General features: G+C 65.6%; 24 protein-coding genes. 12 read left to right on the plus strand and 12 right to left on the minus strand.

The window, feature by feature from the left end:
- Positions 1-23: 23 nt before the first annotated feature.
- Positions 24-485 carry an Lrp/AsnC family transcriptional regulator gene (locus CAG41_RS13680; RefSeq protein WP_085707097.1) on the minus strand — a complete coding sequence of 154 codons (462 nt, stop codon included), beginning with the start codon at positions 483-485 and terminating at the stop codon, positions 24-26.
- 164 nt (positions 486-649) lie between these two features.
- Between CAG41_RS13680 and yedA the strand changes: the two genes are divergently transcribed.
- The gene (gene yedA / locus CAG41_RS13685; RefSeq protein ID WP_085584059.1) at positions 650-1579 is read left to right on the plus strand and encodes a drug/metabolite exporter YedA; all 930 of its coding nucleotides are present in this window, start codon (positions 650-652) and stop codon (positions 1577-1579) included.
- A gap of 63 nt (positions 1580-1642) precedes the next feature.
- Positions 1643-2974, plus strand: a complete 1332-nt coding sequence (locus tag CAG41_RS13690; RefSeq protein WP_085584061.1) for a DEAD/DEAH box helicase — start codon at positions 1643-1645, stop codon at positions 2972-2974.
- A gap of 298 nt (positions 2975-3272) precedes the next feature.
- On the opposite strand, the gene CAG41_RS13695 is transcribed toward CAG41_RS13690, so the two are convergent.
- Positions 3273-4550: a TIGR03862 family flavoprotein gene (locus tag CAG41_RS13695; protein ID WP_371857680.1), complete on the minus strand. Its 1278-nt coding sequence runs from the start codon at positions 4548-4550 to the stop codon at positions 3273-3275.
- 270 nt (positions 4551-4820) lie between these two features.
- Positions 4821-5741 carry a histone deacetylase gene (locus CAG41_RS13700; protein WP_085584065.1) on the minus strand — a complete coding sequence of 307 codons (921 nt, stop codon included), beginning with the start codon at positions 5739-5741 and terminating at the stop codon, positions 4821-4823.
- An 82-nt stretch (positions 5742-5823) separates the two neighbouring features.
- Here CAG41_RS13700 and CAG41_RS13705 point away from each other — a divergent pair, with 82 nt between their 5' ends.
- From CAG41_RS13705 to CAG41_RS13715, 3 genes are all read left to right on the plus strand, one after another.
- Positions 5824-6393, plus strand: a complete 570-nt coding sequence (locus CAG41_RS13705) for a GNAT family N-acetyltransferase (protein ID WP_085584067.1) — start codon at positions 5824-5826, stop codon at positions 6391-6393.
- A gap of 109 nt (positions 6394-6502) precedes the next feature.
- Positions 6503-7372: an acyl-CoA thioesterase II gene (gene tesB, locus CAG41_RS13710; protein ID WP_085584069.1), complete on the plus strand. Its 870-nt coding sequence runs from the start codon at positions 6503-6505 to the stop codon at positions 7370-7372.
- On the plus strand, positions 7369-7962 hold the full coding sequence (locus CAG41_RS13715) for an HAD family hydrolase (protein ID WP_085584071.1): 594 nt from the start codon (positions 7369-7371) through the stop codon (positions 7960-7962). Before tesB ends, CAG41_RS13715 begins: the two co-directional genes overlap by 4 nt.
- A 10-nt stretch (positions 7963-7972) precedes the next feature.
- Here CAG41_RS13715 and CAG41_RS13720 read toward each other — a convergent pair whose 3' ends face one another.
- Both CAG41_RS13720 and CAG41_RS13725 read right to left on the minus strand, forming a co-directional pair.
- Positions 7973-8926 carry a hypothetical protein gene (locus CAG41_RS13720; protein ID WP_085632327.1) on the minus strand — a complete coding sequence of 318 codons (954 nt, stop codon included), beginning with the start codon at positions 8924-8926 and terminating at the stop codon, positions 7973-7975.
- Positions 8927-9817, minus strand: a complete 891-nt coding sequence (locus tag CAG41_RS13725; RefSeq protein ID WP_085584075.1) for a neutral zinc metallopeptidase — start codon at positions 9815-9817, stop codon at positions 8927-8929. It abuts the gene before it with no gap.
- Positions 9818-10106: 289 nt separating this feature from the next.
- Here CAG41_RS13725 and CAG41_RS13730 point away from each other — a divergent pair, with 289 nt between their 5' ends.
- Positions 10107-10883, plus strand: a complete 777-nt coding sequence (locus CAG41_RS13730; protein WP_085584077.1) for an IclR family transcriptional regulator — start codon at positions 10107-10109, stop codon at positions 10881-10883.
- 188 nt (positions 10884-11071) lie between these two features.
- Positions 11072-11950 carry a DMT family transporter gene (locus CAG41_RS13735; RefSeq protein ID WP_085632325.1) on the plus strand — a complete coding sequence of 293 codons (879 nt, stop codon included), beginning with the start codon at positions 11072-11074 and terminating at the stop codon, positions 11948-11950.
- Positions 11951-12005: 55 nt separating this feature from the next.
- Here CAG41_RS13735 and CAG41_RS13740 read toward each other — a convergent pair whose 3' ends face one another.
- Entirely contained in the window at positions 12006-13346 is a 1341-nt protein-coding gene (locus tag CAG41_RS13740) for an MFS transporter (RefSeq protein WP_085584081.1), read from the minus strand.
- Between the two features lie 271 nt (positions 13347-13617).
- Here CAG41_RS13740 and quiC point away from each other — a divergent pair, with 271 nt between their 5' ends.
- Positions 13618-15519 (plus strand): 3-dehydroshikimate dehydratase QuiC, encoded by a 1902-nt coding sequence (gene quiC / locus CAG41_RS13745; protein ID WP_085694661.1) that lies wholly within the window; start codon positions 13618-13620, stop codon positions 15517-15519.
- Between the two features lie 102 nt (positions 15520-15621).
- Positions 15622-16296 (plus strand): TetR/AcrR family transcriptional regulator, encoded by a 675-nt coding sequence (locus tag CAG41_RS13750; protein WP_085707098.1) that lies wholly within the window; start codon positions 15622-15624, stop codon positions 16294-16296.
- Between the two features lie 30 nt (positions 16297-16326).
- On the opposite strand, the gene CAG41_RS13755 is transcribed toward CAG41_RS13750, so the two are convergent.
- The 5 genes from CAG41_RS13755 to CAG41_RS13775 all read right to left on the minus strand — a co-directional run bounded on the left by CAG41_RS13755 (position 16327) and on the right by CAG41_RS13775 (position 21231).
- Positions 16327-17181 carry a shikimate dehydrogenase gene (locus tag CAG41_RS13755; protein ID WP_085584086.1) on the minus strand — a complete coding sequence of 285 codons (855 nt, stop codon included), beginning with the start codon at positions 17179-17181 and terminating at the stop codon, positions 16327-16329.
- Entirely contained in the window at positions 17178-17627 is a 450-nt protein-coding gene (aroQ, locus tag CAG41_RS13760) for a type II 3-dehydroquinate dehydratase (protein WP_085707099.1), read from the minus strand. Before aroQ ends, CAG41_RS13755 begins: the two co-directional genes overlap by 4 nt.
- Before the next feature lie 138 nt (positions 17628-17765).
- The gene (locus tag CAG41_RS13765; RefSeq protein WP_085707100.1) at positions 17766-18677 is read right to left on the minus strand and encodes a LysR family transcriptional regulator; all 912 of its coding nucleotides are present in this window, start codon (positions 18675-18677) and stop codon (positions 17766-17768) included.
- A gap of 182 nt (positions 18678-18859) precedes the next feature.
- A complete protein-coding gene (trmA, locus tag CAG41_RS13770; protein WP_085584092.1) occupies positions 18860-19939 on the minus strand; it encodes a tRNA (uridine(54)-C5)-methyltransferase TrmA in 1080 nt (359 codons plus the stop codon).
- A complete protein-coding gene (locus tag CAG41_RS13775) occupies positions 19936-21231 on the minus strand; it encodes an NCS2 family permease (RefSeq protein ID WP_085584094.1) in 1296 nt (431 codons plus the stop codon). Before CAG41_RS13775 ends, trmA begins: the two co-directional genes overlap by 4 nt.
- 220 nt (positions 21232-21451) lie before the next feature.
- Here CAG41_RS13775 and CAG41_RS13780 point away from each other — a divergent pair, with 220 nt between their 5' ends.
- A complete protein-coding gene (locus CAG41_RS13780) occupies positions 21452-21901 on the plus strand; it encodes a DUF4879 domain-containing protein (RefSeq protein WP_085632318.1) in 450 nt (149 codons plus the stop codon).
- Positions 21902-21930: 29 nt separating this feature from the next.
- Here the strand turns inward: CAG41_RS13780 and CAG41_RS13785 are convergent, their stop codons facing one another.
- A complete protein-coding gene (locus tag CAG41_RS13785; protein WP_085638895.1) occupies positions 21931-23169 on the minus strand; it encodes an MFS transporter in 1239 nt (412 codons plus the stop codon).
- Positions 23170-23576: 407 nt separating this feature from the next.
- Here CAG41_RS13785 and CAG41_RS13790 point away from each other — a divergent pair, with 407 nt between their 5' ends.
- A complete protein-coding gene (locus CAG41_RS13790; RefSeq protein ID WP_085584100.1) occupies positions 23577-25013 on the plus strand; it encodes a cytochrome ubiquinol oxidase subunit I in 1437 nt (478 codons plus the stop codon).
- A 3-nt stretch (positions 25014-25016) separates the two neighbouring features.
- Positions 25017-26024, plus strand: a complete 1008-nt coding sequence (cydB, locus tag CAG41_RS13795; protein ID WP_085584102.1) for a cytochrome d ubiquinol oxidase subunit II — start codon at positions 25017-25019, stop codon at positions 26022-26024.
- Positions 26025-26030: the final 6 nt, after the last annotated feature.

The raw sequence follows: 26030 nt of genomic DNA on the forward strand, positions 1-26030 counted from the left end.
TAAAAAATTTATTTCATTTCAAACTATGCACTGGTTTTTTCGTGCTGTGCCAATTGCCCCAACGGCACCCGCTTCTCTATCGCGCTCGACAGCACGATGGACGTCTTGCTGAACCCGAATTTCGCCACCCGGTCGATCAGTTGCTCCAGCTCCGGCATCGAGCCCACCGCCGCCTGCATGATCACGCACGGGTCGCCGGTGACGCGGTGGCATTCGGTGAGCTGCGGAATTTTGATCAGGTCGTCGTAGGCCTTCTGGTTGCCGTGCTGGTTCAGGCGCAGTTCGATGACGCAGCGGATCGGCAGGCCGAGCTTGGCCATGTCGACTTTCGCCTGGTAGCCGGTGATCACGCCGCTGGCCTCCAGCTTGGCCACGCGCTCAGCCACGGCGGGGGCGGAGAGGTTCACTTTGCGGGCGAGGTCGGCGTAGGACGCGCGACCGTTTTCCAGCAGGGCGCCGAGCAGCATGCGGTCGTACTTGTCCATGGGCGGACTCCTGAAAAGGTCAGACTTTCGAAAGGATGGCTGATCGACGCGATCTCCGTGATTTCAAAAGTGTACCGGTGCGATAAACAGGTTTTGTAACTTATTTTCGCCGCCCGGCCTTTCTAGAATAGTCGGTCTCCCTGCCTTGATGTAGAGCTGCTCCCATGTCTGCCGTGCGCCGTTTTTCCCTGCCGTTGATTGCCGCGTTCTTTGCGCTGTACGTGATTTGGGGATCGACCTACCTGGTGATCCGTCTCGGCGTCGAACACTGGCCGCCGCTGATGCTCGGCGGCGTGCGCTTCGTGATCGCCGGCAGCCTGATGTACGGATTCCTGCGCTGGCGCGGGGTGCCGGCGCCGACCTGGGCGCAGTGGAAGGCGGCGGGGCTGATCGGGATTCTGCTGCTGAGCTTCGGCAACGGCGCGGTGACGGTGGCCGAACACACGGGCGTGGCCTCCGGCGTGGCGGCGCTGGCTGTGGCGACAGTGCCGCTGTTCACCTTGCTCTTCGGCTACTTCTGGGGCGCGCGCAACACCCGTCTGGAATGGGCCGGGGTGGCGATGGGGATCCTCGGCATCGCGATGCTCAACATGGGCTCCAACCTGCAATCCAGTCCGCTGGGGGCGGCGCTGCTGATCTTCGCGGCGGCGGCCTGGGCCTTCGGTTCGGTGTGGAGCAAGCACTTGCCGCTGCCCCAGGGCGCCATGGCCAGCGCGGCGGAAATGCTTGTCGGCGGCGTGGTGCTGCTGATCGGCAGCGCGGTCAGCGGCGAGCGCCTGGAGGCCATGCCGCCGCTGGACGGCTGGCTGGCGCTGGCGTACCTGATCTTCTTCGGCTCGATCATCGCGTTCAACGCCTACATGTACCTGCTCAAGCACGTGCGCCCGGCGGCGGCCACCAGTTATGCCTACGTCAACCCGGCGGTGGCGGTGCTGCTGGGGATCGTGTTCGTGGGCGAGACCATCGGCCTTGAGGAAGCGTTGGCGATGCTGGTGATCATCAGCGCGGTGGTGCTGATCGGCCTGCCGCAATGGCGGCGGGGGGCGGAGCGTCCGGCGGTCGTGGCGGCGCCGACAGAAACCCGGGCGAATTAGGGTAAACTGCGCGCCATTGCACACTCGTTGCACCTTTGCGCTGAATTTTCCTACGGTACTCCCATGACTTTCGCCACCCTTGGCCTGATCGAACCTCTGCTGCGCGCCCTTGAAGCGCTCGGCTACCAGACCCCGACGCCGGTGCAGGCCCAGGCCGTTCCGGCAGTGCTGGCCGGCCGCGACCTGATGGCGGCGGCCCAGACCGGCACCGGCAAGACCGCCGGTTTCGCCTTGCCGCTGCTGCAATTGTTGACGATGGAAGGGCCGAAGGTCGCCGCCAACTCGGTGCGCGCGCTGATCCTGGTGCCGACTCGCGAGCTGGCCGAGCAGGTCCACGAGGCCGTGCGCCAGTACGCCGAGCACCTGCCGCTGCGCACCTACGCGGTGTACGGCGGCGTCAGCATCAACCCGCAGATGATGAAGCTGCGCGGCGGCGTCGACCTGCTGGTGGCGACCCCGGGCCGTCTGCTCGACCTGTTCCGCCAGAACGCGCTGAAGTTCAACCAGTTGCAGACCCTGGTGCTGGACGAAGCCGACCGCATGCTCGACCTGGGCTTTTCCGAAGAGCTGGCGAACATTTACCGCGCCCTGCCGAAGAAACGTCAGACGCTGCTGTTCTCCGCGACCTTCTCCGACGACATCCGCCTGCTGGCCGGGCAGATGCTCAACGATCCGCTGAGCATCGAGGTCAGCCCGCGCAACGTCGCCGCCAACACCGTCAAGCAATGGGTGGTGACGGTGGACAAGAAGCGCAAGTCCGAACTGTTCGTGCACCTGATGCGCAAGAACAAGTGGAAGCAGGTGCTGGTGTTCGCCAAGACCCGCAACGGCGTGGATGCGTTGGTGGAGAAACTCCAGGGCCTGGGCGTGAACGCCGACGGCATCCATGGCGACAAGCCCCAGGCGACCCGGCAGCGTGCGCTGGACCGCTTCAAGCTCGGCGAGGTGCAGATCCTGGTGGCCACCGACGTGGCGGCCCGGGGCCTGGACATCGAAGACCTGCCGCTGGTGGTCAACTTCGATCTGCCGATCGTGGCCGAAGACTACATCCACCGCATCGGCCGCACCGGCCGGGCGGGCTCCACCGGCCAGGCGATTTCGTTGGTGTGCGCTGATGAGGTGAACCTGCTGTCAGCCATCGAGATGCTGACGCGCCAGACGCTCAAGCGCGAGAACGAGCCGGACTTCGAGCCCGACCACCGGGTGCCGGACACCGACGCCAGCGGCCAGGTGATCAAGAAGCCGAAGAAACCGAAAAAGCCGAAAGTGACCGGCGGCAAGCGCAACCTGGGCAAGTGGGTGGACAGCGGCGACACGGCGGTGTCGGAACCTGCGATCAAGCCTGTGCGAAAAGTGCCGGCATTCAACACCGGGCCGCGTAAGCGCAAGCCTTGATCCCATCGCGCTGATCAGACTGTAATCGCCAGCCTGCTGGCGATTGCGGTGGGTCAGCCAGCACTGTTGTCGGCTGTGCCGGCCTCATCGCTGGCAAGCCAGCTCCCACAGGGATTTTTGTTGCGCAGGGATTCTGCGGGTAGCCACGATCTATGTGGGAGCCAGCCTGCTGGCGATTGCGGTGGGTCAGCCAGCACTGTTGTCGGCTGTGCCGGCCTCATCGCTGGCAAGCCAGCTCCCACAGGATTTTTGGTGTGCAGGGGCTCAGTGTGGGAGCCAGCCTGCTGGCGATTGGATTTCAGCCTTTGCGCTGCAGCCACTCGATCATCCCCAAACCCGCCGTCCGCCCGCTGGCGAAACACGCCGTCAGCAGATAGCCCCCGGTCGGGGCTTCCCAGTCGAGCATCTCGCCGGCGCAGAACACCCCCGACAACGCCTTGAGCATCAGCCGTTCATCCATGGCCTCGAACGTCACGCCGCCGGCGCTGCTGATCGCTTCGTCCAGCGGGCGCGCCTTCACCAGCGTCAGGGGCAAGGCCTTGATCGCCCCGGCCAGCCGCGCCGGGTCGGCGAAGGTCTGGGCGTCGGTCAGTTCCCGCAGCAGCGCCGCCTTCACCCCGTCGATCCCGAGCTGGCCGTGCAGGTGCTTGGCCATCGTGCGCGAGCCGCGGGGTTTGCTCAAGGCGGCCTGGATCTTATCCACAGGCCGGCCGGGCAGCAGGTCGATGTGCACAACGGCCGAACCGTTGCGGTTGATCGCCTCGCGGATCGGCGCCGACAGCGCGTAGACCAGGCTGCCTTCGATGCCGGTGGCGGTGATGACGCATTCGCCCAGGCGCGGCTTGTCGTCGTTCAGGCCGATGCCGATGTTCTTCAGCGGTGCGCCGGCGAATTTGCTGACCATCAGATCGCTCCACGCCGACACCTCGAAGCCGCAATTGCTCGGCTGCAACGGCGCCAGTCCTACGCCGCGTTGCTCCAACGCCAGCATCCAGGCACCGTCCGAACCCAGGCGCGACCAGCTGCCGCCGCCGAGGGCGAGCAGGGTGGCGTCGGGGGTGAGGGTCTTTTCGCCGTCGGGGCTGTCGACGCGCAAAGCGCCGTTGGCGTCCCAGCCGATCCAGCGGTGGCGGGTGTGGATAACGACGCCGCCGTCGCGCAGGCGCTTGAGCCAGGCGCGCAGCAGCGGTGCGGCTTTCATGTCGGTGGGGAACACCCGGCCGGAACTGCCGATGAAGGTGTCGATGCCCAATCCGTGGATCCAGCGGCACAGCGCGTCGGCGTCGAAGTCCCGCAGCAGCGGGGCGATCTGCGGTGCGCGCTCGGCGTAGCGGGAGAGGAACGCCGGGTACGCTTCGGAATGGGTGATGTTCATGCCGCCGACCCCGGCCAGCAGGAACTTGCGGCCCACCGAGGGCATGCCGTCGTACAGGTCGACGCGCACGCCGGCCTGGCTCAGCACCTCGGCGGCCATCAGGCCGGCGGGGCCTCCGCCGATGATGGCGACGTGGTGGGGGGCGGTGGAGGCGGGCTGGGTCATGGCGTGCGCTGCGGTCTGGCGGGAAGAGGCGCGCATTCTACCAGCCGCGAACCCTGTGGGAGCGAGCTTGCTCGCGATGGCGACGGCACATCCGGCATCGATGGGTCGGACAGACCGTTATCGCCAGCAGGCTGGCGCCCTCCGTGTTTGCTTTTTGCGATTCAACATGGGCTCCGCCGGGCGGAGTCAGGCACTGGTCAAAAAACGACCATCGCGCTGCAGGCCAGGGTCAGCGTGGGCTGTAGTCCCTTTCGCGCAGGTTATCCACAGGCCGTTCCACAGCGATTGTGGGTAACGCAGCACAACTCAATGACAACCGGATGACTGCCAGACCCGCTGCGCGCTGTGGTGCAGGATGCCGTGGCGGCGGGCGAGGGCCTGGCGGTCCTTGCTGTAGCCGCCGCCGATGACGCCGACCACCGGGATGTCGCGGCCCAGGCAATGGCGCATGACGCTTTCGTCCCGGGCGGCCACGCCGGCGTCGGTCAATTGCAGATAACCGAGGGCGTCGTCCTTGTGCACGTCGACGCCGGCGTCGTACAGCACCAGGTCCGGCTGGTACAGCGGCAGCAGGTAGTTGAGGGCATCGTCGACGACGCGCAGGTAATCGGCGTCGCCCATGCCCTTGGGCAGTGGGATGTCCCAGTCGCTTTCGGCCTTGCGTGCGGGAAAGTTCTTTTCGCAATGCAGGGAAACGGTGATCGCCTCCGGGGTGTCGTGCAGGATCCGGGCGGTGCCGTCGCCTTGGTGCACGTCGCAGTCGAAGATCAGCACGCGGTTCACCCGGCCGCTCTGCAGCAGGTAGTGGCTGATGATCGCCAGGTCGTTGAAGATGCAGAACCCGGCAGGGTAGTCGTAGTGGGCGTGGTGGGTGCCGCCGGCCAGGTGGCAGGCCAGGCCGTGCTCCAGGGCCTTTTCCGCCGCCAGGATCGAACCGCCGACCGCCCGCACCGTGCGCCGGGCCAGCGCCTCGTTCCACGGCAGGCCGAGGCGGCGCTGGTCTTCGCGCGACAGCTCGCCGCTCATGTAGCGCTCGATGTAGTCGCGGTCATGGGCCAGGGCGAGGATATCCGGCGGGCACAACTGCGGTCGCAGCAGGTCTTCGTCACGGGTCAGTCCGCTGTCCACCAGGTGGTCGCGCAGCAGGCGGAACTTGTCCATCGGGAACCGGTGATCCGCCGGGAACTCAGGGCTGTAGTCGTCGTGGTAGATCAACGGTAATGGCATGGAGAAATCATGTAGGCACGCAGGAAAGAATCACGGATCCTACCAGCGATGTAGACTGGCGGCACGGAAACGGAGGGGCACCATGGAGCCGATACTTGAGCTTGAAAGCGCAAGGCTGCGGATGCGCCAGTGGCAGGACGAGGATTTGCCGGCATTTGCCGCGATGTGCGCCGATCCGCAGGTGATGCGCTATTTCCCTGCACCGTTGACCCGACTGGAAAGCGCCTCGATGATCGGTCGCGTGCGCGGGCATTTTGCCGAACACGGTTATGGCCTGTGGGCGCTGGAGCGCAAGGACTCCGGCCAGTTCATCGGCTTCACGGGCTTGGGCGTGGTGGGCTTCGACGCGCCGTTCACCCCGGCGGTGGAAATCGGCTGGCGCCTGGCCAAGGAGCACTGGGGCCTGGGGTATGCCAGCGAAGCGGCGTGGACGGCGCTGCGTTGCGGCTTCGACCGGGTGGCGCTGAACGAGGTGGTGTCGTTCACCAGTGAGTCCAACCTGCCGTCGCAGAAAGTGATGCAGGCCATCGGCATGCACCACGCCGAGGCGGATGATTTCGATCACCCGCGCCTGGCCGACGGCCATCCGCTGCGCCGGCATGTGCTGTACCGCATCAGCCGCGAGCAGTGGCTGCAAACCTTGCATGGATAAGCAAACACGGACGTTTAAAATGGCCGCCGCCCCGAAGGGCCCGGCCAGAACCTGAATCCCCCGCCGCAGCCGAGACTGCGCGGTTTTGCTTTGTGTGAGGAGAGTCTGAATGAGCCAAGTGTTGGAAGATCTGGTGGATCTGCTGACCCTCGAACCGATCGAGGAAAACCTGTTCCGCGGCCGCAGCCAGGACCTGGGGTTCCGCCAGCTGTTCGGCGGCCAGGTGCTCGGCCAGTCGTTGTCGGCGGCCAGTCAGACCGTCGAAGAGGCGCGGCATGTGCACTCGATGCACGGTTATTTCCTGCGTCCGGGGGACGCCAAGCTGCCGGTGGTGTACTCGGTGGACCGCGTGCGCGACGGCGGCAGCTTCAGCACCCGGCGCGTCACGGCGATCCAGAAGGGCCATCCGATCTTCACGTGCAGCGCTTCGTTCCAGTACGACGAGGAAGGCTTCGAGCACCAGAGCCGGATGCCTGAGGTCGTCGGCCCGGAGAACCTGCCGTCGGAACTGGAGATCACCCAGCAGCGCGCCCATCTGATCCCCGAGCACATGCGCGAGAAGCTGCTGTGCCCGAAACCGATCGAGGTGCGCCCGGTCACCGAAAAGGATCCGTACAACCCGCAGCCGGCCGACCCGGTCAAGTACGTGTGGTTCCGCGCCGACGGCGCCCTGGCCGACATCCCGGCCCTGCACAAGTACTTGTTGGCCTACGCCTCGGACTTCGGCCTGCTGACCACGTCGATGCTGCCCCACGGCAAGTCGGTCTGGCAGAAGGACATGCAGGTCGCCAGCCTCGACCACGCGCTGTGGTTCCACAATGACCTGCGCGCCGACGACTGGCTGCTCTACGCGATGGACAGCCCGTGGGCCGGCAACTCCCGCGGGTTCTCCCGGGGCAGCGTGTTCAACCGCGCCGGGCAACTGGTGGCGTCGGTGACCCAGGAAGGCCTGATCCGCCACCGCAAGGACTGGGCATGAGTCTGGCGGACGTGCGGCACTGGGTGTTCGACATGGACGGCACCCTGACCGTCGCGGTGCATGACTTCGCGGCGATCCGGGTGGCGTTGTCGATTCCGCCCGAGGACGACATCCTCACCCACCTTGCGGCCTTGCCGGCGGACGAAGCGGCCGCCAAGCACGCCTGGCTGCTGGAGCATGAACGGGATCTGGCGCTGGGCTCGACCCCGGCTTCCGGCGCGGTGGAGCTGGTGCGCGACCTGCACGCCCGGGGCTACCGGCTCGGCATCCTGACCCGCAATGCCCGCGAGCTGGCCCATGTCACGCTCGAAGCCATCGGCCTGGCCGACTGCTTTGCCGTGGAGGATGTGCTGGGCCGCGACGAAGCGCCGCCCAAGCCGCATCCCGGCGGGCTGCTGAAACTGGCGCACGCCTGGGCGGTGCCGGCCAGCGAGATGGTGATGGTCGGCGACTACCGCTTCGACCTCGATTGCGGCCGGGCGGCGGGGGCGCGGACGGTGCTGGTGAACCTGCCGGACAACCCATGGCCGGAACTCACGGACTGGCACGCGAAGGATTGCGTCGAGCTGCGGCGGATGGTGTTCGCCTGAGCGGACGCCATCACTGGCCGAACAAGGCCTTCTGCCCCTCCGGCGACGTCAGCATGCCGTCGCCGTTGTGCCCCACGCCGGGCACCTCCATCAGCCGCTGGTTCACCCCTTCCGGGTGACGGCGCAGCAGGTAGCCGAAAAACAGTTTCCCGCGCTCCAGCCGGTTGGCGCCCTGGGCCTTGGCCGCGCAGCTCTTGTCCAGCGCCGGGTGCTGCGGGTCGGTGTCTTGCTGGCCGAGCAGATAGATCACCTCGCGTTTGACGTAACTGCCTTCAAGCTGCGCGGGCGTTTGCCCGCCGGCATAGATCGGCGGATCCGCCAGACCGTACTTCCAACGGTTGAAGCCGGCGCATTGCGCGTGATCGAACGCCACCGGCCGCTGCTCGTTGAAATAGGCGTACGACGAAGGGTTGGCCACCACGTAACGCAAGCGGATGCCTTCGGCCTTCAGCGTCGGCGGTTCCTTGGCGAGCAGCGCATAGCGCTGGACGACCTGGCCGCCGCCGGAGTGGCCGAAGATCACGATCTGCTTCACGTCGGGAAACTGCTTGCGGTCGCTGACCCGCGCGACGATCTCGTCCAGCGCGGCGTAGGAACTCAACGGGTTCGGCCCTGTGGATAACCCGCCGCCCATCCAGTCGTTGCCTTGCCAGCGCAGCACGCTCGGCGGCAGCGAGTACAGCGCCACGTCGCTTTCGTTGAGGAACTGCGGGGCGATCACCAGAGTGCTGGCGCTCTGGCCGGCCAGCTCCGCCGCGCTCTCGGCGCTCTTGCGGTAGGTCTCGGCGTTGCGCAGGCGCCCATGCACGACGATCAGCACCCGCTCGATCCTGGCCGGCGTCGGGCCGATCCCCACTGCCATTTCCCCGGCCTTGAGTTGCAGGCGCCCGGTGCTGATCGCATCGACGCCGGCGGCCTGGGCCCCGCCGGCGATGAACAATAAAGCCAACAGCCATCTATGCATTTACAGGTTTTTCGCCGCAAAGGTATCGCACTGGCCGACCTGGCCTTGGGCGAATCCGGTTTTGAACCAGCGCACCCTTTGCGCCGACGTGCCATGGGTGAACGAGTCCGGCACCACGCGGCCCTGACCCTGCTGTTGCAGGCGGTCGTCGCCGATGGCGTTCGCTGCGTTCAGGGCTTCTTCGATGTCGCCCGGCTCCAGCCAGTTCAGGCGTTTCTGCGCGTTGTACGCCCAGACGCCGGCCAGGCAGTCGGCCTGCAGTTCCTGGCGCACCAGCAGACCGCCGTCGCCTTCCATCTGCCGGCCTTGCTGGCGGGCGGCCTGGATCTTCGCCGAGACGCCGAGCAAGGTCTGCACATGGTGGCCGACTTCGTGGGCGATCACGTAGGCCTGGGCGAAGTCGCCTGCCGCCTTGAAGCGCTGGGCCATTTCCTGGAAGAACGCCATGTCCAGGTACACCTTCTGGTCCGCCGGGCAATAGAACGGGCCGGTGGCCGAGGTGGCCAGGCCGCAGGCGGAATTGACCCGGTTGCTGAACAGCACCAGGGTCGGATCGCGGTACTGGCGGCCGGCCTGCTGGAAGATCGCACCCCAGGTGTCTTCGGTGTCGCCGAGGATCGAACGCACGAACTCGGCCTGTTCATCGTTGGCCGGCGGTGCCTTGCGGGTTTGCGTGCCGACCGGCGCCGATTGTTCGGTCATCTGGCCGGTGAGCTGGCCGAGGATCTGCAGCGGATCCTGCCCCGTGATCCAGCCGATGCCGACGATCAGCAGGATCGCGGTGAGGCTAAGGCCCTTGCCGCCGCCGAAGCGCATCCCGCCGCCACCGCCCATGTCATCGCCACGGGCATCGACGACGTTGTCGCTGCGTCGTCCTTTTCTCCATAGCATGTGGGAATCCTCTGCTTTTGCGTGATGAACAGTGTTGTTGGTGTGTGAGTTTGGCGCCAGTCCGGCCGTCCGTCCATTCGCAGACGAAAGCAGTCCCGATCTCAGTGATCCACGTCGGGCCTATTGCCGATGGGTAGGAACCTGACGCTGCCGGCGAATTCCGTTGCGCAGGAAATTTTTTGTCGCGGGCCGTCAACGGCGTTCGGTTGCTGCCTGCGCCGGCGAGGGGAGGATTTCGCAATCCTCGCCGTGTCTTCTAGAATCGGCCAAATTTCACTGGGATCTCACCATGGCCGGCAGTCAAATCGAACGGGTCTTCAGCGTGCTGGAAAGCCTCGCCAGCGAGGCGGGCGGGCTGCCGATGCAAACCCTGGCCGAGCAGTTGGGCATCCCGAAAAGCGCGACCCACCGCTTGCTCGCCGAACTGGTCCGGCTGGGTTATGTGCGGCAGAATCCGGATACGCTGCGCTATCACATGTCCACCCGGCTGGTGGCGATGGGGTTTCGTTACCTGTCGGGCAGCGGGGCCGACATTGTGCAGCCGGTGCTCGACCGCCTGGCCCAGGAGACCGGCGAACTGGTGCGCCTGGGCGTCATCGACGGCGAGCGCCAGACCTGGATCGCCAAGGCCCAGGGCGCCCGCACCGGCCTGCGCTACGACCCTGACATGGGCCGCGAGGCACCGCTGTTCTACACCGCTTCGGGCCATGCATGGCTGGCGTGCATGAGCGATGCCGAGGCGCTGTCGCGGGTCGAACGCCAGGGCATCGAACTGCCTGCCGGGGCCGGGCCGAATGCGCCGCGTTCCCCCGGCGATCTGCTCGAACGCCTGCGTATCGCCCGGGAACAGGGCTACGCCTGCGTCGAGGAAAGTTCGGCGGTGGGCACCTCGGCGATTGCGGCAGTGGTGCGCCATCCCGGCGATGGCCGGGCGATCGGCGTGCTGAGTATCGCCGGCCCCAGCGCGCGGCTGCCGGGGGCGCGGCTGCATGAACTGGCGCCGCTGCTGCTGACGTTCGCCCAGGAACTGTCCGAGGCGAGCCAGGCGTCTGAGCTGTTCGTTTGACGGATCCTGAGGGGGGGCGAGCAGCAGCGAAGCGAAAATGTGCGCTGTTCGCACGGTTTTGTGTTTCCGGTCTGTGAAAATATGGAACCGAGTTCTAGATTGTTGATTGTCAGTGCTTTCCGGTCAGTTCCAAGGGCGGGCGCAGGTGCCCCGCTTCATCAGGTTCAGTGTTCATTCAGAGATATCCAATGACCGTCAGCACCCCGCTTTCCGGCGTCAATCAACCCTTCAAGGGGATCTTGCTGATCGTCGTGGCCACGTTCCTGTTCTCCAGCCATGACGCCCTGTCGAAATACCTCTCAGGCTTCTACCCGATCGTGATGGTGGTGTGGGCGCGGTATCTGGTGCACACCTTGCTGATGGCCGGGATTTTCCTGCCGCAGTCGGGGCTGCGGGTGCTGCGCACCAAGCGGCCGCTGCTCCAGACTGTGCGGGCGTTGTGCCTGCTGGGCACGAGCCTGTTCTTCACCACGGCGCTGCTGTACATCCCGCTGGCGGAGGCCACGGCGGTGAACTTCCTGGCCCCGGTGCTGGTGACGGCGCTGTCGGTGCCGCTGCTCAAGGAGCGGGTGACGCGGGGGCAATGGATCGCGGTGATCTGCGGTTTTTCCGGGGTGCTGGTGATCGTCCATCCCGGCGGCGAGCTGTTCACCCCGGCGGTGTTGCTGCCGTTCTGCTCGGCGCTGTTTTTCTGCTTTTACCAGTTGCTCACGCGCAAGCTCAGCGAAGTCGATAGCCCGACCACCAGCAACTTCTTTGCGGGGCTGTGCAACACGCTGGTGATGAGTGCGCTGGTGCCGTTCTTCTGGCAGGTGCCGAGCCTGGGGCATGGCCTGCTGATGCTGGCGCTGGGCAGTTGCGGGATGACCGCGCACCTGTTCCTGACCCAGGCCTTCCGGCATGCCGCGCCGGCGCTGCTGGCGCCGTTCGGTTATTGCCAGATCGTGTTTGCGGGGCTGTTGGGCTGGCTGCTGTTCAACCACACGCCGACCCTGACCACGGTCGCGGGCATTGCGGTGATCTGCTGCAGCGGACTGGCGGCGGCCTGGCAGCAGCGCCGCGCCTGAACGTTGCGCGGGTGGGGGCTGGCAGGCCAGCCCCCACAAGGAACCGCGCTCAAGGTCACTCGGTGACGGTGGGGATCTTGCGGGGGGCCATGAAGTACATCCAGATCAGCGCGATGAAGTACATCGCCGGGATCAGGGTGAACAACACGGTGTAGTTGTTGTTCGTGACGGTCAGGATGTGGCCGACGATCTGGGTCATGAACATCCCGCCGATGGCCGCGCACATGCCGCCGAAGCCGAACACGGTGCTCATCATGTGCTTGGGCGTGTAGTCCATCACCAGGCTCCAGATGTTGGCGGTCCAGGCCTGGTGCGCGCCGATGGCCAGAGAGATGGCGGCCACCGCGACCCACAGGTGGCTGGAGCCGGCGGCCACCACCACGCCGATGATGCAGCAGGCGAACAGGAACATCGACAGCAGCCGCGCCTTGATCGGGTCGGCGCCGCGCCCGATCAGGAACGACGAGAGGATGCCGCCGCCCACGCTGCCGAAGTCGGCGGTGAGGTAGATGATGATCAGCGGGATGCCCATCTGGGTCACGTTGATGCCCAGGTTGTATTGCTGGTTGAGGAACGGCGGCAGCCAGTACAGGTAGAACCAGAATACCGGCGCGGTCAGCGAGTAGGCGAGGGCGAAGGCCCAGGTTCCGCGCATGCGCAGGATCCGCGAGAACGGCACGCGGGCCTGTTCCGGCTCGGGCTGCTGCTGGATGTATTCCAGCTCCGAGGCCTTCACGCTCGGATGGTCTTCCGGGTTGAAGTATTTGAGGGCCCAGCACAGCAGCCAGACACCGCCCAGCGCCGACATGCACAGGAACGCCGCCTGCCAGCCCCAGGCATGCAGGATCAGCGGCAGGAGCATCGGGGTGAACATCGCGCCGACGTTGGTGCCGGCGTTGAAGATGCCGGTGGCCACCGCACGCTCGCCGGCAGGGAACCACAGGCGGGTGGTCTTCACGCAGGCCGGGTAGTTGGCCGCTTCGGTCAGGCCGAGGATGAAGCGGCAGACCATGAAGCCCGCCGCCGAGGTCGCCAGGCCATGGGCGCCGGTGGCCAGGCTCCACAGCAGCACGGCGCAGAAGAACACGCGCTTGACCCCGACCCGGTCGATCAGCCGGCCCTGCAGCACGAAGCCGATGGCGTAGCCGACCTGGAACCAGAAGTTGATGTTGGCGTAGTCCATTGCCGTCCAGCTCATCTCCTTGGCCAGGATCGGCTGCATCACGCCCAGGGCGGCGCGGTCGATGTAGTTCAGGGTGGTGGCGAAAAACACCAGCGCCAGCATGCCCCAACGGGTCTTGCCGACGGCCAGGGCGCCGCGGATCTTGTCGCCGATGCCGCTGGAGGCAGAGGTCATGGCTGCACGCGCCATGTGTGAGCTTTGGGAAGGAGTCATGTAAGCCACCCGTTTCTTGAAATTTTTATGGTGTTCTGGGTCGTTTCGCAGCGAGACCGACGGTTCGCATCCGGGCTCGGTGTGGCGTCGATGTTGGGCAGCGGCCGAAAGATCGTCAATTCGCCAAACCGGCATTGTGTTCGATAATCGCACGCAAAACTAACCGGGTAGTACACTTTAAATTGCCTGGCGACCGATCGGAACCAATAATCCGCTCACCCGCAAAAGCGGCGCCATCCCCGCCGCCGACGCCTCCACCGGGAGTTGAGAGATGCAGCGATCCATTGCCACCGTTTCCTTGAGCGGCACCCTGCCGGAAAAGCTCGAAGCCATTGCCGCCGCCGGGTTCGACGGGGTCGAGATCTTCGAGAACGATCTGCTGTACTACGACGGCAGCCCCCGGGAGATCCGGCAGATGTGCGCCGACCTCGGCATCGCCATCACCCTGTTCCAGCCGTTCCGCGATTTCGAGGGCTGCCGCCGCGACCGGCTCGCGCGCAACCTGGAGCGTGCCGAGCGCAAGTTCGACCTGATGCAGGAGCTGGGCACCGACCTGGTGCTGGTGTGCAGCAACGCCTCGGCCGACAGTCTCGGCGACCGGCAGATCCTGGTCGACGACCTGCGCCTGTTGGCCGAACGCGCCGGCGCCCGTGGCCTGCGCATCGGCTACGAGGCCCTGGCCTGGGGGCGTCATGTGAACACGTATCAACAGGTCTGGGACATCGTGCGCCAGGCCGACCACCCGAGCCTGGGCGTGCTGCTCGACAGCTTCCACACCCTGTCGCTCAAGGGCGACCCGAGCGCCATCGCCGACATCCCCGGCGACAAGATCTTCTTCGTGCAGATGGCCGACGCGCCGATCCTGGCCATGGACGTGCTGGAGTGGAGCCGGCATTTCCGTTGTTTCCCGGGGCAGGGCGAGTTCGACCTGCCGGGGTTTCTCGCCCCGATCATCCAGAGCGGCTACACCGGTCCCCTGTCGCTGGAGATCTTCAACGACGGGTTCCGCGCCGCACCGACCCGCGCCAACGCGGCGGATGGATTGCGTTCGCTGCTGTACCTGGAGGAGAAGACCCGTCAGCGCCTGGCGCAGCAGCCGCTGCCGCTGGCCAGCCGCGAGATCCTGTTCGAGACGCCCAAGGCCAGCGGGTACGACGGCGTCGAGTTCCTGGAGTTCGCCGTGGACGAAGCCCTGGGCGCCAAGCTGTCGAACTGGCTGGAGCGGCTGGGGTTCGTCAAGGCCGGGCAGCACCGCTCCAAGAGCGTGAGCCTGCTGCGTCAGGGCGACATCAACCTGATCCTCAACGCCGAGCCTTATTCGTTCGGCCACAGTTATTTCGAGGCCCACGGCCCGTCGCTGTGCGCCACGGCGCTGCGGGTCAAGGACAGCGCCAGCGCCTTGGCGCGGGCGGTGGCCTACAAGGGCCAGCCGTACCGGGGGCTGGTCGGGCCCAACGAACTGGAGCTGGCGGCGATCCGCGCGCCGGACGGCAGCCTGATCTATCTGGTGGATGAAGACGCGGACGTGTACGGCACCGACTTCAATCTGGTGCCGGGCGCCCAGGCCCGCGGCGGCCTCAAGCGCATCGACCACATGGCCATGGCGCTGCCGGCGGACAGCCTCGACACCTGGGTGCTGTTCTACAAGAGCCTGCTGGATTTCGAGGCCGACGACGAGGTGGTGCTGCCGGACCCTTACGGCTTGGTGAAGAGCCGGGCGCTGCGCAGCCGCGACAGTTCGGTGCGCCTGCCGCTGAACATTTCCGAGAACCGCAACACCGCGATCTCCCATGCGTTGTCGAGCTACAGGGGTTCGGGCGTGCATCACATCGCGTTCGACTGCGAGGACATCTTCGCGCAAGTGCGGCGCGCCAAGGAGGCCGGGGTGCCGTTGCTGGACATCCCGCTCAACTACTACGACGACCTCGCTGCGCGCTTCGACTTCGACGACGAGTTCCTCAGCGAGCTGGCCTACTACAACGTGCTGTATGACCGCGACGCCCAGGGCGGCGAGCTGTTCCACGTCTACACCGAACCGTTCGAAGGACGCTTCTTCTTCGAGGTCATCCAACGCCGCAACGGTTACGCCGGTTACGGCGCCGCCAACGTCGCGGTGCGGCTGGCGGCGATGGCCAAAGCACGCAGCGGCGGTGCCCGCCAGGCGAAGTTGTAGGTATTTCGTAAACGCGGGATTAAACACGGGCTGCTCGGCTTCCTTCACTGTGCCGCGCGGCCCATAATCGCCAGCTTGTGCAGTGATGGCCGTGAGCCCGCAATGACAATGACTTCAGAACTTACCGTCGCCGTTTCGCCTGTCGCCGAGCCGCGCAAGAGTCGCAAGAACAACCCGGAAAAGACCCGTGAGAACATCCTGCAGGAGGCGATCGTCGAGTTCGTCCAGCAGGGCCTGTCCGGCGCCCGCGTCGATGCGATCGCCGAGCGCATCCACACCTCCAAGCGCATGATCTACTACTACTTCGGCAGCAAGGAGCAGCTGTACGTCGAGGTGTTGGAGAAACTCTACGGCGACATCCGCAACACCGAAAGCCGCCTGCACCTGGCCGAATTGCCGCCGGTGGAAGCGATCAGTCGGCTGGTGGAGTTCACCTTCGACCACCATGACCGCAACGTCGATTTCGTGCGGATCGTCAGCGTCGAGAACATCCACAACGCCGAGTACGTGAAGCGCTCCGACGCGATCAAGGCGATGAACAACACCATCCTCGATTCGCTGAGCGAGATCCTGCAGCGCGGGGTGCAGAAAGGGGTGTTTCGCGCCGGGCTCGATGCGCTGGACGTGCACCTGCTGATCAGTTCGTTCTGCTTCTACCGCGTCTCGAACCGCCACACCTTCGGCGAGATCTTCCAGATCGACCTGCCGGACGAAAGCATCAAGCAGCGCCACCGCCAGATGATCTGCGAATCGGTGCTGCGCTACCTGCAAGCCTGACGGTCAGCGAGGGGCGGCCCCTCGCACCGCTCATCCGTTCATGCGCTGGAAATGCGCCAGCATCCGTTGCGCGTCCGCCGCCACGCCGCTGAACAGCTCGAACGCCTTCACCGCCTGAAACACCGCCATGTTGCCGCCGTCCAGCGTGCGGCAACCGAGGGCGCGGGCGTTGCGCAGCAGTTCGGTCTCCAGCGGGAAGTACACGATCTCCGCCACCCACAGTTGCGCCCGCAGCAGTTCCGCCGGCACCGGCATGCCCGGCAGCTTGGCCATGCCCATCGGCGTGGTGTTGACCAGGCCGTCGGCCTGTTTAAGCGCCGTCGGCAAGTCCTGCCCGAGCACGGCGCGGCGCTCGCCGAAATGCTGATTGAGGTTAAGGGCCAGGCTTTCGGCACGCCCGGCGTCCACGTCAAAAATGCTCAGGTGCCGAACGCCTTCGCTCAGCAGTGCGTGGGCCACCGCCGCACCGGCGCCGCCGGCGCCCATCTGGACGACACGTTCACGGTCGACGTCCGGCAGGCCTCGGCGAAAACCCTCGGCGAAGCCCAGGCAATCGGTGTTGTGCCCCACGCGCTTGCCGTCCTTGAGCACGACCGTGTTCACCGCACCGATGCCCCGGGCTTCCGGCGACAGTTCGTCGAGCAGCGGGATGATCGCCTGCTTGCACGGGAAGGTGATGTTCAGGCCGGTGAAGTTCATTCGCTCGGCGGCCAACAGCAGGTCGGGCAGGGCGTCGCTGTCCAGTTGCAGTTGATCGAGGTCGATCAGCCGGTACAGGTAGCGCAGGCCTTGGGCATCGCCTTCCTGTTCGTGCATCGCCGGCGTGCGGGACGCCTGGATGCCTGCGCCGATCAGACCGGCCAGAACCGCATTCTGCCGAGTCATGCGCGCGCTCCTTTGAGCCGGTGGCCGAAATGCTCCAGGGCCAGACGATAGCCGTGGCTGCCGAAGCCGCACATTACGGCAGTGGCGATGGCGGAGACGAAGGAGTGGTGGCGGAACGGCTCGCGGGCATGGACGTTGGACAAGTGCACCTCGATCACCGGCAGTTCGCTGGCCACCAGCGCGTCGCGGATCGCCACCGAGGTGTGTGTCCACGCCGCGGGATTGATGACGATGCCGGCGCAACGGTTGCGGGCGCCGTGGATCCAGTCGAGCAATTCGCCTTCGTGGTTGGTCTGGCGGAACTCCACGGCCAGGCCGAGCTCGTCGGCGGCACGTGCGCACAGGGTGGAAATATCGGCCAGGGTTTCGTGGCCGTAGGTCGCCGGCTCGCGGGTGCCGAGCAGGTTCAGGTTCGGGCCGTTGAGCACCAGAACGATCGGGGGCATGGGGACAACTCCACTTATTCTTGTTGGCTTCGGTCGAAGGGTTCGATCGGTGGAGATAAATTGTACTGCCTGGTTACTTTGGTCAATCGGTCCCCGGTTTTCCCGGCGTATTGTGTGCGGTGATCGCACGCTGCCGGTTCACTGCGGCAGTTGCCCCACCAGAAAATCGATGAACGCCCGCACCCGCAGCGGCATGTGGCGGTTCTGCGGATACAGCAGGGTGAACGGCCGCGAGCGCCCGGTGTAGGGCTTGAGCACTTCCACCAGGGTGCCGTCGGCCAAGTCCTTTTCGACGATGAAGCGGTAGGTCTGGAACAGGCCGGCGCCGTGCCGGGCGAGGGTGACGCCGCCGAGCACATCGTCGGAGCAGCAGAAATTGCCGTCCGCCAGAACCTCCCGTGGGGTGTCCCCGTCGTAGAACAGCCAGGTGATCCGTCGGCCGTTGCTGGGCAGTTCGTACTGGATGCATTCGTGGCCGGCGAGGTCGTCGAGGGTCTGCGGGGTTCCGGCGCGCTTGAGGTAGTCGGGGCTGGCGACCATCACCAGCGCCGCGTCTTCCAGGTGGCGGGCGATCAGGCCCGAATCGGGGATCGCCCGAACGCGGATCGCCATGTCGTAGCCCTCGCCGACGAAATCGATGTTGCGGTTGCTGATGTGGATGTCGACTTTCACCTGCGGAAAACGCGCCCGGAACGCCGGCAGCAGCGGCAGGATCCGGTGATGGGCGTAGGTCGTGGGGATGCTGATGCGCAGGGTGCCGGAAGGCTCCTGCTGCTGGCCCATGACTTCCCGCTGGGCCTCGACCAGTTGCGCCAGCGCCTGCCGGCATTCTTCGTAGTAGCGCCGGCCACTGTCGGTCAGCTTGACGCTGCGGGTGGTGCGGGCGAACAGACGCACGCCCAGCCGTTCCTCCATGCGCGACACCGACCGGCTCACCGCAGCCGGCGTTACCGCCGCCGCCAGTGCCGCGCCGGTGAAGCTGCCGGCCTCGGCGGCCAGGCAGAACAGTTCGATGCTGCCCAACTGAAGATCGTCGAAGTGTCGCTGCATGATGGCTCGCACCGGGGAATGAGCCCCTGTATTTAGCAAATGCCGAGGCACCGTGAAAGGCATGCGAGCCATTTTGCCAAGGGCTTTCGGCGACGGCGCCGGGAGGGCGCCTTCGGAGGGGAGCAGGGCAGGCACAAAAAAGCCGTCGGTCACGACGGCTTTTTGGTATGCGTTCCTGACGCTCAGCGTCGGGTCAGCAAGACCCCGGACTCCATGTGGTGCGTCCACGGGAACTGGTCGAACAGCGCGCAACGGGTGATGCGGTGGGTGTCGTGCAGCTGGGCGATGTTCGCCGCGAGGGTTTCGGGGTTGCAGGAGATGTACAGGATGTTGTCGAAACGCCGGGTCAGCTCGCAGGTGTCCGGATCCATGCCGGCGCGGGGCGGGTCGACGAAGACGCTGCCGAATTCGTAGCTCTTCAGGTCGATGCCTTGCAGGCGGCGGAACGGGCGCACCTCGTTCAGGGCTTCGGTCAGCTCTTCGGCGGACAGGCGCACCAGGGTGACGTTATCCACAGCGTTTTCGCTGAGGTTGCTCAGCGCGGCGTTGACCGACGTCTTGCTGATCTCGGTGGCCAGCACCTTGCGCACGCGGGTGGCCAGCGGCAGGGTGAAGTTGCCGTTGCCGCAGTACAGCTCCAGCAGGTCGTCCTCACGGTCGCCCAGCGCCTCGAAGGCCCAGTCGAGCATCTTCTGGTTCACGGTGCCGTTGGGCTGGGTGAACGCGCCTTCCGGTTGGCGGTAGCTGAAGGTGCGGCCGCCGACGTCGAGCTTCTCCACCACATAGTCGCGGCCGATGACTTCGCGCTTGCCCTTGGAGCGGCCGATGACGCTGACGTTCAGGTCCGCCGCCAGCTTCGATGCCGCCACGTGCCAGTGCTCGTCCAGCGGACGGTGATAGCACAGGGTGATCATCGCATCGCCGGCCAGGGTGGTCAGGAACTCCACCTGGAACAGCTTGTGGCTGAGCGCCGAGCTGGCCTGCCAGGCCGCCTTGAGCTGCGGCATCAGCTGGTTGATGCGCAGGCTGGCGATCGGGAATTGCTCGATCAGGATCGGCGTGCGCTTGTCCTCCTGGGAGAACATCGCGTAATGGCGCTCGCCGGCCTCGCGCCACAGGCGGAATTCGGCGCGCAGACGAAAGTGCTGCAACGGCGAGTCGAACACCGAAGGCTCCGGTGCATCGAACGGGGCCAGCAGGTCACGCAGGCGCGTGACCTTGTCGGCAAGCTGTGCGGCGTAGGCCTGGGAATCGAAAGTCATGCGTTGAACCAACCCAACTTGATCACGAACAGGATCGACAGGATCACCAGCGCCGGGTTCAGCTCACGGGCGCGGCCCGACAGGATCTTGATGGCGGTCCAGGCGATGAAGCCGAACGCGATGCCGTTGGCGATGGAGTAGGTGAACGGCATCGCCAGGGCGGTGACCACGACCGGCGCGGCGACGGTGATGTCTTCCCAGTCTATTTCCGCCAGGCCCGAAGTCATCAGCACGGCGACGAACAGCAGCGCCGGGGCGGTGGCGAAGGCCGGCACGCTGGCCGCCAGCGGCGAGAAGAACAGCGCCAGCAGGAACAGGATCGCGACGACGATGGCGGTCAGGCCGGTGCGGCCCCCGGCGCTCACGCCGGCGGCGGACTCGATGTAGCTGGTGGTGGTGGAGGTGCCCAGCAGGGAACCGGCCATCGCGGCGGTGCTGTCGGCGATCAGGGCGCGGCCCATCTTCGGCATGTGGCCGTCCTTGCCCATCAGGCCGGCGCGCTTGGCGACGCCGATCAGGGTGCCGGAGTTGTCGAACAGGTCGACGAACAGGAAGGCGAAGATCACGCTGACCAGACCGATGTCCAGCGCGCCCTTGATGTCCAGCTGCAGGAAGGTCGGGGCCAGCGACGGTGGCATCGAGGTCACGCCGCCGAACGGGGTGAAGCCCATGACGATCGACACGATGGTCACCGCCAGGATGCCGATCAGCACGGCGCCGCGCACTTTCAGCGCTTCGAGGGCGACGATCAGGGCGAAGCCCAGGGTCGCGAGGATCGGGGCCGGTTGCTTGAGGTCGCCGAGGCCGACCATGGTCGCCGGGTTGCCGACCACGATGCCGGCGTTGTGCAGGGCGATCAGGGCCAGGAACAGGCCGATGCCGGCGGCGATCGCCGAGCGCAGCGGCAGGGGGATGCTGTTGATGATCCATTCACGGATGCGGAAGATCGACAGCAGGAAGAAGCACACGGCCGAAATGAACACCGCACCCAGCGCCACTTGCCAGGTGTGGCCCATGTGCAGCACGACGGTGTAGGTAAAGAAGGCGTTCAGGCCCATGCCCGGCGCGAGGGCGATCGGGTAGTTGGCGATCAGGCCCATCACCGTGGAACCGATGGCGGCGGCAAGGCAGGTGGCGACGAACACCGCGCCTTTGTCCATGCCGGTCTCGCCGAGGATGCTCGGGTTGACGAACAGGATGTAGGCCATGGCCAGGAACGTCGTGACGCCCGCCAGGATCTCGGTCCGCACGTTGGTGTTGTGTGCCTTGAGTTGAAACAGCCTTTCCAGCATGTCTGCTCCCCGTGGCGCGCGTGGCGCCGTGAATGTATCGACCTCAACAGCAAAGCACAGGTCGCCGGATGCGCCTGGGATTTTGCTGTGGGCCGGAAAAAGCCGCGCATCATACCAGCAGCGCGGGGAATATGGCGGATGTCGGTGTCGATCGTCGGCGAAGTTTTGTGTCTGCGCCAAGTACGCCATACTGCGCGCTGTTTTTTGGGGGATGGAACGCATGAGCAAGCGCTGGATGAAAACCGCCGGGTTGACGGCCGCACTGCTGGCCGCGGTGCCGGCGGCGTTGGCGGCGTCGGCGCCGCCGTTGAGCGAAGTGAAAGTGATCAAGGTGCAGTCGGCGGCCTGCGGGCTGGAAGACATCGAAGACGGCCAGTCCCGCACGCAATGCGACCACGGCGGATCGGGCATCAAGGTCTATGTGCTGGAGATCGGCTACGGCCAGAGCCAGCCCCAGGCCTCCCTGGACGGCTTCGAGGTGGACGGCGTCCGCAGCCCGGTCTGCGCCTTCCAGACCGGCAACCTGACCGAATGCACCCCCGGCAGCAAAACCGTCGGCTCTCTCTATGAGTTCGACCTGGGCGCCAGGCAGGAAGGCACCTTCACCTTCACCAACACCTCGATCAACGCGCCGCGCAACACGTTGTCGACCCAGCTCTACATCAAGTGACAGAGGGGCCGGGGCAGGCCTGAGTCGCCTCAGGCCTTGGCTTCCTCCACCGGCACATGCATCCGGTCGCGGCTGGCCAGGGTCGGGAACAGCTTGATCCAGGTGCCGGTCACCACCAGCGTGCCGATGCCGCCCATGACCACCGCCGGCACCGTGCCGAACCAGTGGGCGGTGAGACCGGACTCGAATTCGCCGAGCTGGTTCGAGGCGCCGATGAACAGGCCGTTCACCGCGCTGACCCGGCCGCGCATCTCGTCAGGGGTTTCCAGCTGCACGAACGAGGCGCGGATCACCATGCTGATCATGTCCGCCGCGCCCAGCACCACCAGCACCGCCAGCGAGAACCAGAACGAGGTCGACAGGCCGAAGGCGATGGTCGCCACGCCGAACACGCCGACCGCCGTGAACATCACCCGGCCGACATGACGTTCCACGGCGAACCGCGCCAGGAACAGCGACATCAGCAATGCGCCCACCGCCGGAGCCGAGCGGAGCAGGCCCAGACCCCAGGCGCCGGTCAGCAGGATGTCCTTGGCGAACACCGGCAGCAGCGCCGTGGCGCCGCCGAGCAGCACCGCGAACAGATCCAGCGAGATCGCCCCGAGGATGTCCGGGCGGCTGCGGATGAAGCGGATCCCCGCCAGCAACGAATCCAGCGTGGCCTTGCCTTTGTTCAGCGGAGTCTGGCGCGCGGGCAGGTTGAGCATCAGGGTGCAGGCGATCACGTACAGCAGCACGGTCGGGCCGTAGACCCACACGCTGCCGAACGCATAGAGCAAGCCGCCCAGCGCCGGGGCGACGATCGTCGCCGACTGCTGGGCCGATTGTGCGGCGGCGACCGCCCGGGGGAACAGGGCGGTGGGCACGATGCTCGGCAGCAGGGCCTGGGTGGTGGGCATCTCGAAGGAGCGCGCGGCGCCCAGCAGGAAGGCGAGGATGAAGATCAGTTCGCGGGTGACGTGGTCGGTGGCGCTGCCGATGGCCAGCGTCAGGGCGATCAGCGCCTGCAGCGACTGGCAGATCGCCGCGACCTTGCGCCGGTCGTAGCGGTCGGCGACATGCCCGGTGTGCAGCATGAACAGCACCCGGGGCGCGAACTCCACCAGGCCCACCAGGCCCAGGTCGAGCACATTGCCGGTCAGTTGGTAGAGGTTCCAGCCGATGGCCACGGTGAGCATCTGAAAGCCGCTGGCGGTGAAGATCCGGGCCAGCCAGAACGCAATGAAAGGACGGTGGTGGCGGAGCAGCAAAGGCGCTTGGCTGGGCATCGGAGGGCCGGACGTGTGCGAGAGGGGAGTCGCGAGGTTATCACCAGTCTGTAACCAAAAGTTGCCATGTAGAAAAATTTAGTTAGCTAGACACCGATTTTTCGGGGGGCTGTGCTCCAAGGCGCTCGCCAATGTATTTCAGCGCGTTGCCGAAGCTATGAGGCAACTTGTCACGCGGCAAAAGACCACGCAGTTCGCCGTCGGAAATCGGACTACTCTTTCAACGTTGATTGATCCAGATCAAGACCCTTGCGGGAAGTGGTCTGGCGGCCGTCCGGCCAGGCTCCCCGCGTTGTGTGCGCGTAAAAAGAAGAACGAATCCGAATTCGCCGCACTCCATATCCGTGGGGGCAGTGGGTACCGGGCCACAAGCCCGGCAGCCTGTACCACCTGACAGAGGAAGACTTATGTTCGGTTTAGAGGCACTCGATCTCGCCCGAATTCAGTTCGCGTTCACCATCTCGTTCCACATTCTGTTTCCCGCCATCACCATCGGACTGGCGAGCTACCTGGCGGTGCTCGAAGGCCTGTGGCTGAAGACCGGCAACGACACCTACCGTGACCTCTACCATTTCTGGTCGAAGATCTTCGCCGTCAACTTCGGCATGGGGGTGGTCTCGGGGCTGGTCATGGCGTACCAGTTCGGCACCAACTGGAGCCGGTTCTCCGACTTCGCCGGTTCCGTCACCGGCCCGTTGCTCACCTATGAGGTGCTCACGGCGTTCTTCCTCGAAGCCGGTTTCCTCGGCGTGATGCTGTTCGGCTGGAACAAGGTCGGACGCGGCCTGCACTTCTTCTCCACGGTCATGGTGGCCATCGGCACCTTGATCTCGACTTTCTGGATCCTCGCGTCCAACAGCTGGATGCAGACCCCGCAAGGCTTCGAGATCGTCAACGGCCAGGTGATCCCCACCGATTGGCTGGCGATCATCTTCAACCCTTCGTTCCCGTACCGGCTGATGCACATGGCCACTGCCGCGTTCGTCGCCACGGCGTTCTTCGTCGGCGCCTCGGCGGCCTGGCACCTGCTGCGCGGCAAAGACAACCCGGCGATCCGCAAGATGCTGTCGATGGCCATGTGGATGGCCCTGATCGTCGCGCCGATCCAGGCCGTGATCGGCGACTTCCACGGCCTCAACACCCTCAAGCACCAGCCGGCGAAGATCGCCGCCATCGAAGGCCACTGGGAAAACGTCGGTAACGAGGCGACGCCGCTGATCCTGTTCGGCTGGCCGGACATGAAGGAAGAGAAGACCAAATTCGCCGTGGAGATCCCGTACCTCGGCAGCCTGATCCTGACCCACTCGCTGGACAAGCAGGTGCCGGCGCTCAAGGAGTTCCCGCCGGAGGACCGGCCCAACTCGACCATCGTGTTCTGGTCGTTCCGGATCATGGTGGGCCTCGGCTTCCTGATGATCTTCACTGGCCTCTGGAGCCTGTGGCTGCGCAAGCGTGACTCGCTCTACACCTCGCGGCCGTTCCTGTACCTGGCCCTGTGGATGGGGCCGTCGGGCCTGATCGCGATCCTCGCCGGCTGGTTCACCACCGAGATCGGCCGTCAGCCGTGGGTGGTCTACGGCTTGATGCGCACGGCGGACGCGTCCTCCAACCACAGCTTCATGCAGATGAGCATCACCTTGATCATGTTCGTGGTGGTGTACTTCGCGCTGTTCGGCGCCGGCCTGGGCTACATGATGCGCCTGGTGCGCAAGGGGCCGAAGACCGACGAGGGCAAGGAAACCAACGACGGCGGCCCCGGCCGCAAACGCACGCCGGCCCGTCCGCTGTCCGCCGCGGACGACGATGGCGCCGACGCCGACCGCAGCCTGACCAAGGAGATTTGAGTCATGGGTATCGATCTTCCGCTGATCTGGGCCGTGATCATCATCTTCGGCATCATGATGTACGTGGTCATGGACGGCTTCGACCTGGGGATCGGGATCCTTTTCCCGTTCACTCCCGGCAAGACCGACCGCGACGTGATGATGAACACCGTCGCCCCGGTCTGGGACGGCAACGAAACCTGGTTGGTGCTGGGGGGCGCCGCATTGTTCGGCGCCTTCCCGCTGGCCTATTCGGTGGTGCTGTCGGCGCTGTACCTGCCGCTGATCTTCATGCTGATCGGGCTGATCTTCCGCGGTGTGGCCTTCGAGTTCCGCTTCAAGGCCAAGGACGACAAGCGGCACCTGTGGGACAAGGCCTTCATCGGCGGTTCGATCGCCGCGACCTTCTTCCAAGGCGTGGCGCTGGGCGCCTTCATCGACGGCTTGCCGGTGGTCGACCGGCAATACGCCGGCGGACCGCTGGACTGGCTGACGCCGTTCACGATGTTCTGCGGCGCCGCGCTGGTGGTGGCCTACGCCTTGCTCGGCTGCACCTGGCTGATCATGAAGACCGAAGGCAAGCTCCAGCAGCAGATGCATGACCTGGCGCGGCCTCTGGCGTTCGTGCTGCTGGCGGTGATCGGCATCGTCAGCCTCTGGACGCCTTTGGCCCACCCGGAGATCGCGACCCGCTGGTTCAGCGTGCCGAACCTGTTCTGGTTCATGCCGGTGCCGATCCTCGTGCTGGTGACGATGTACGGCCTGCTCAAGGCCGTGGCGCGCAACGCCAACTACATGCCGTTCCTGCTGACCCTGGTGCTGATCTTCCTCGGCTACAGCGGCCTGGGCATCAGCCTGTGGCCGAACATCGTGCCGCCGTCGATCTCGATCTGGGACGCCGCCGCACCACCGCAGAGCCAGGGCTTCATGCTGGTCGGCACGCTGTTCATCATCCCGTTCATCCTGGGTTACACGTTCTGGAGCTACTACGTGTTCCGCGGCAAGGTCACCCATGAGGACGGCTATCACTAGTTCCCG

Origin of the sequence: Pseudomonas sp. B35(2017) (assembly GCF_002113645.1) — a bacterium.
In the GTDB taxonomy this organism is placed as follows: domain Bacteria; phylum Pseudomonadota; class Gammaproteobacteria; order Pseudomonadales; family Pseudomonadaceae; genus Aquipseudomonas; species Aquipseudomonas ekonensis.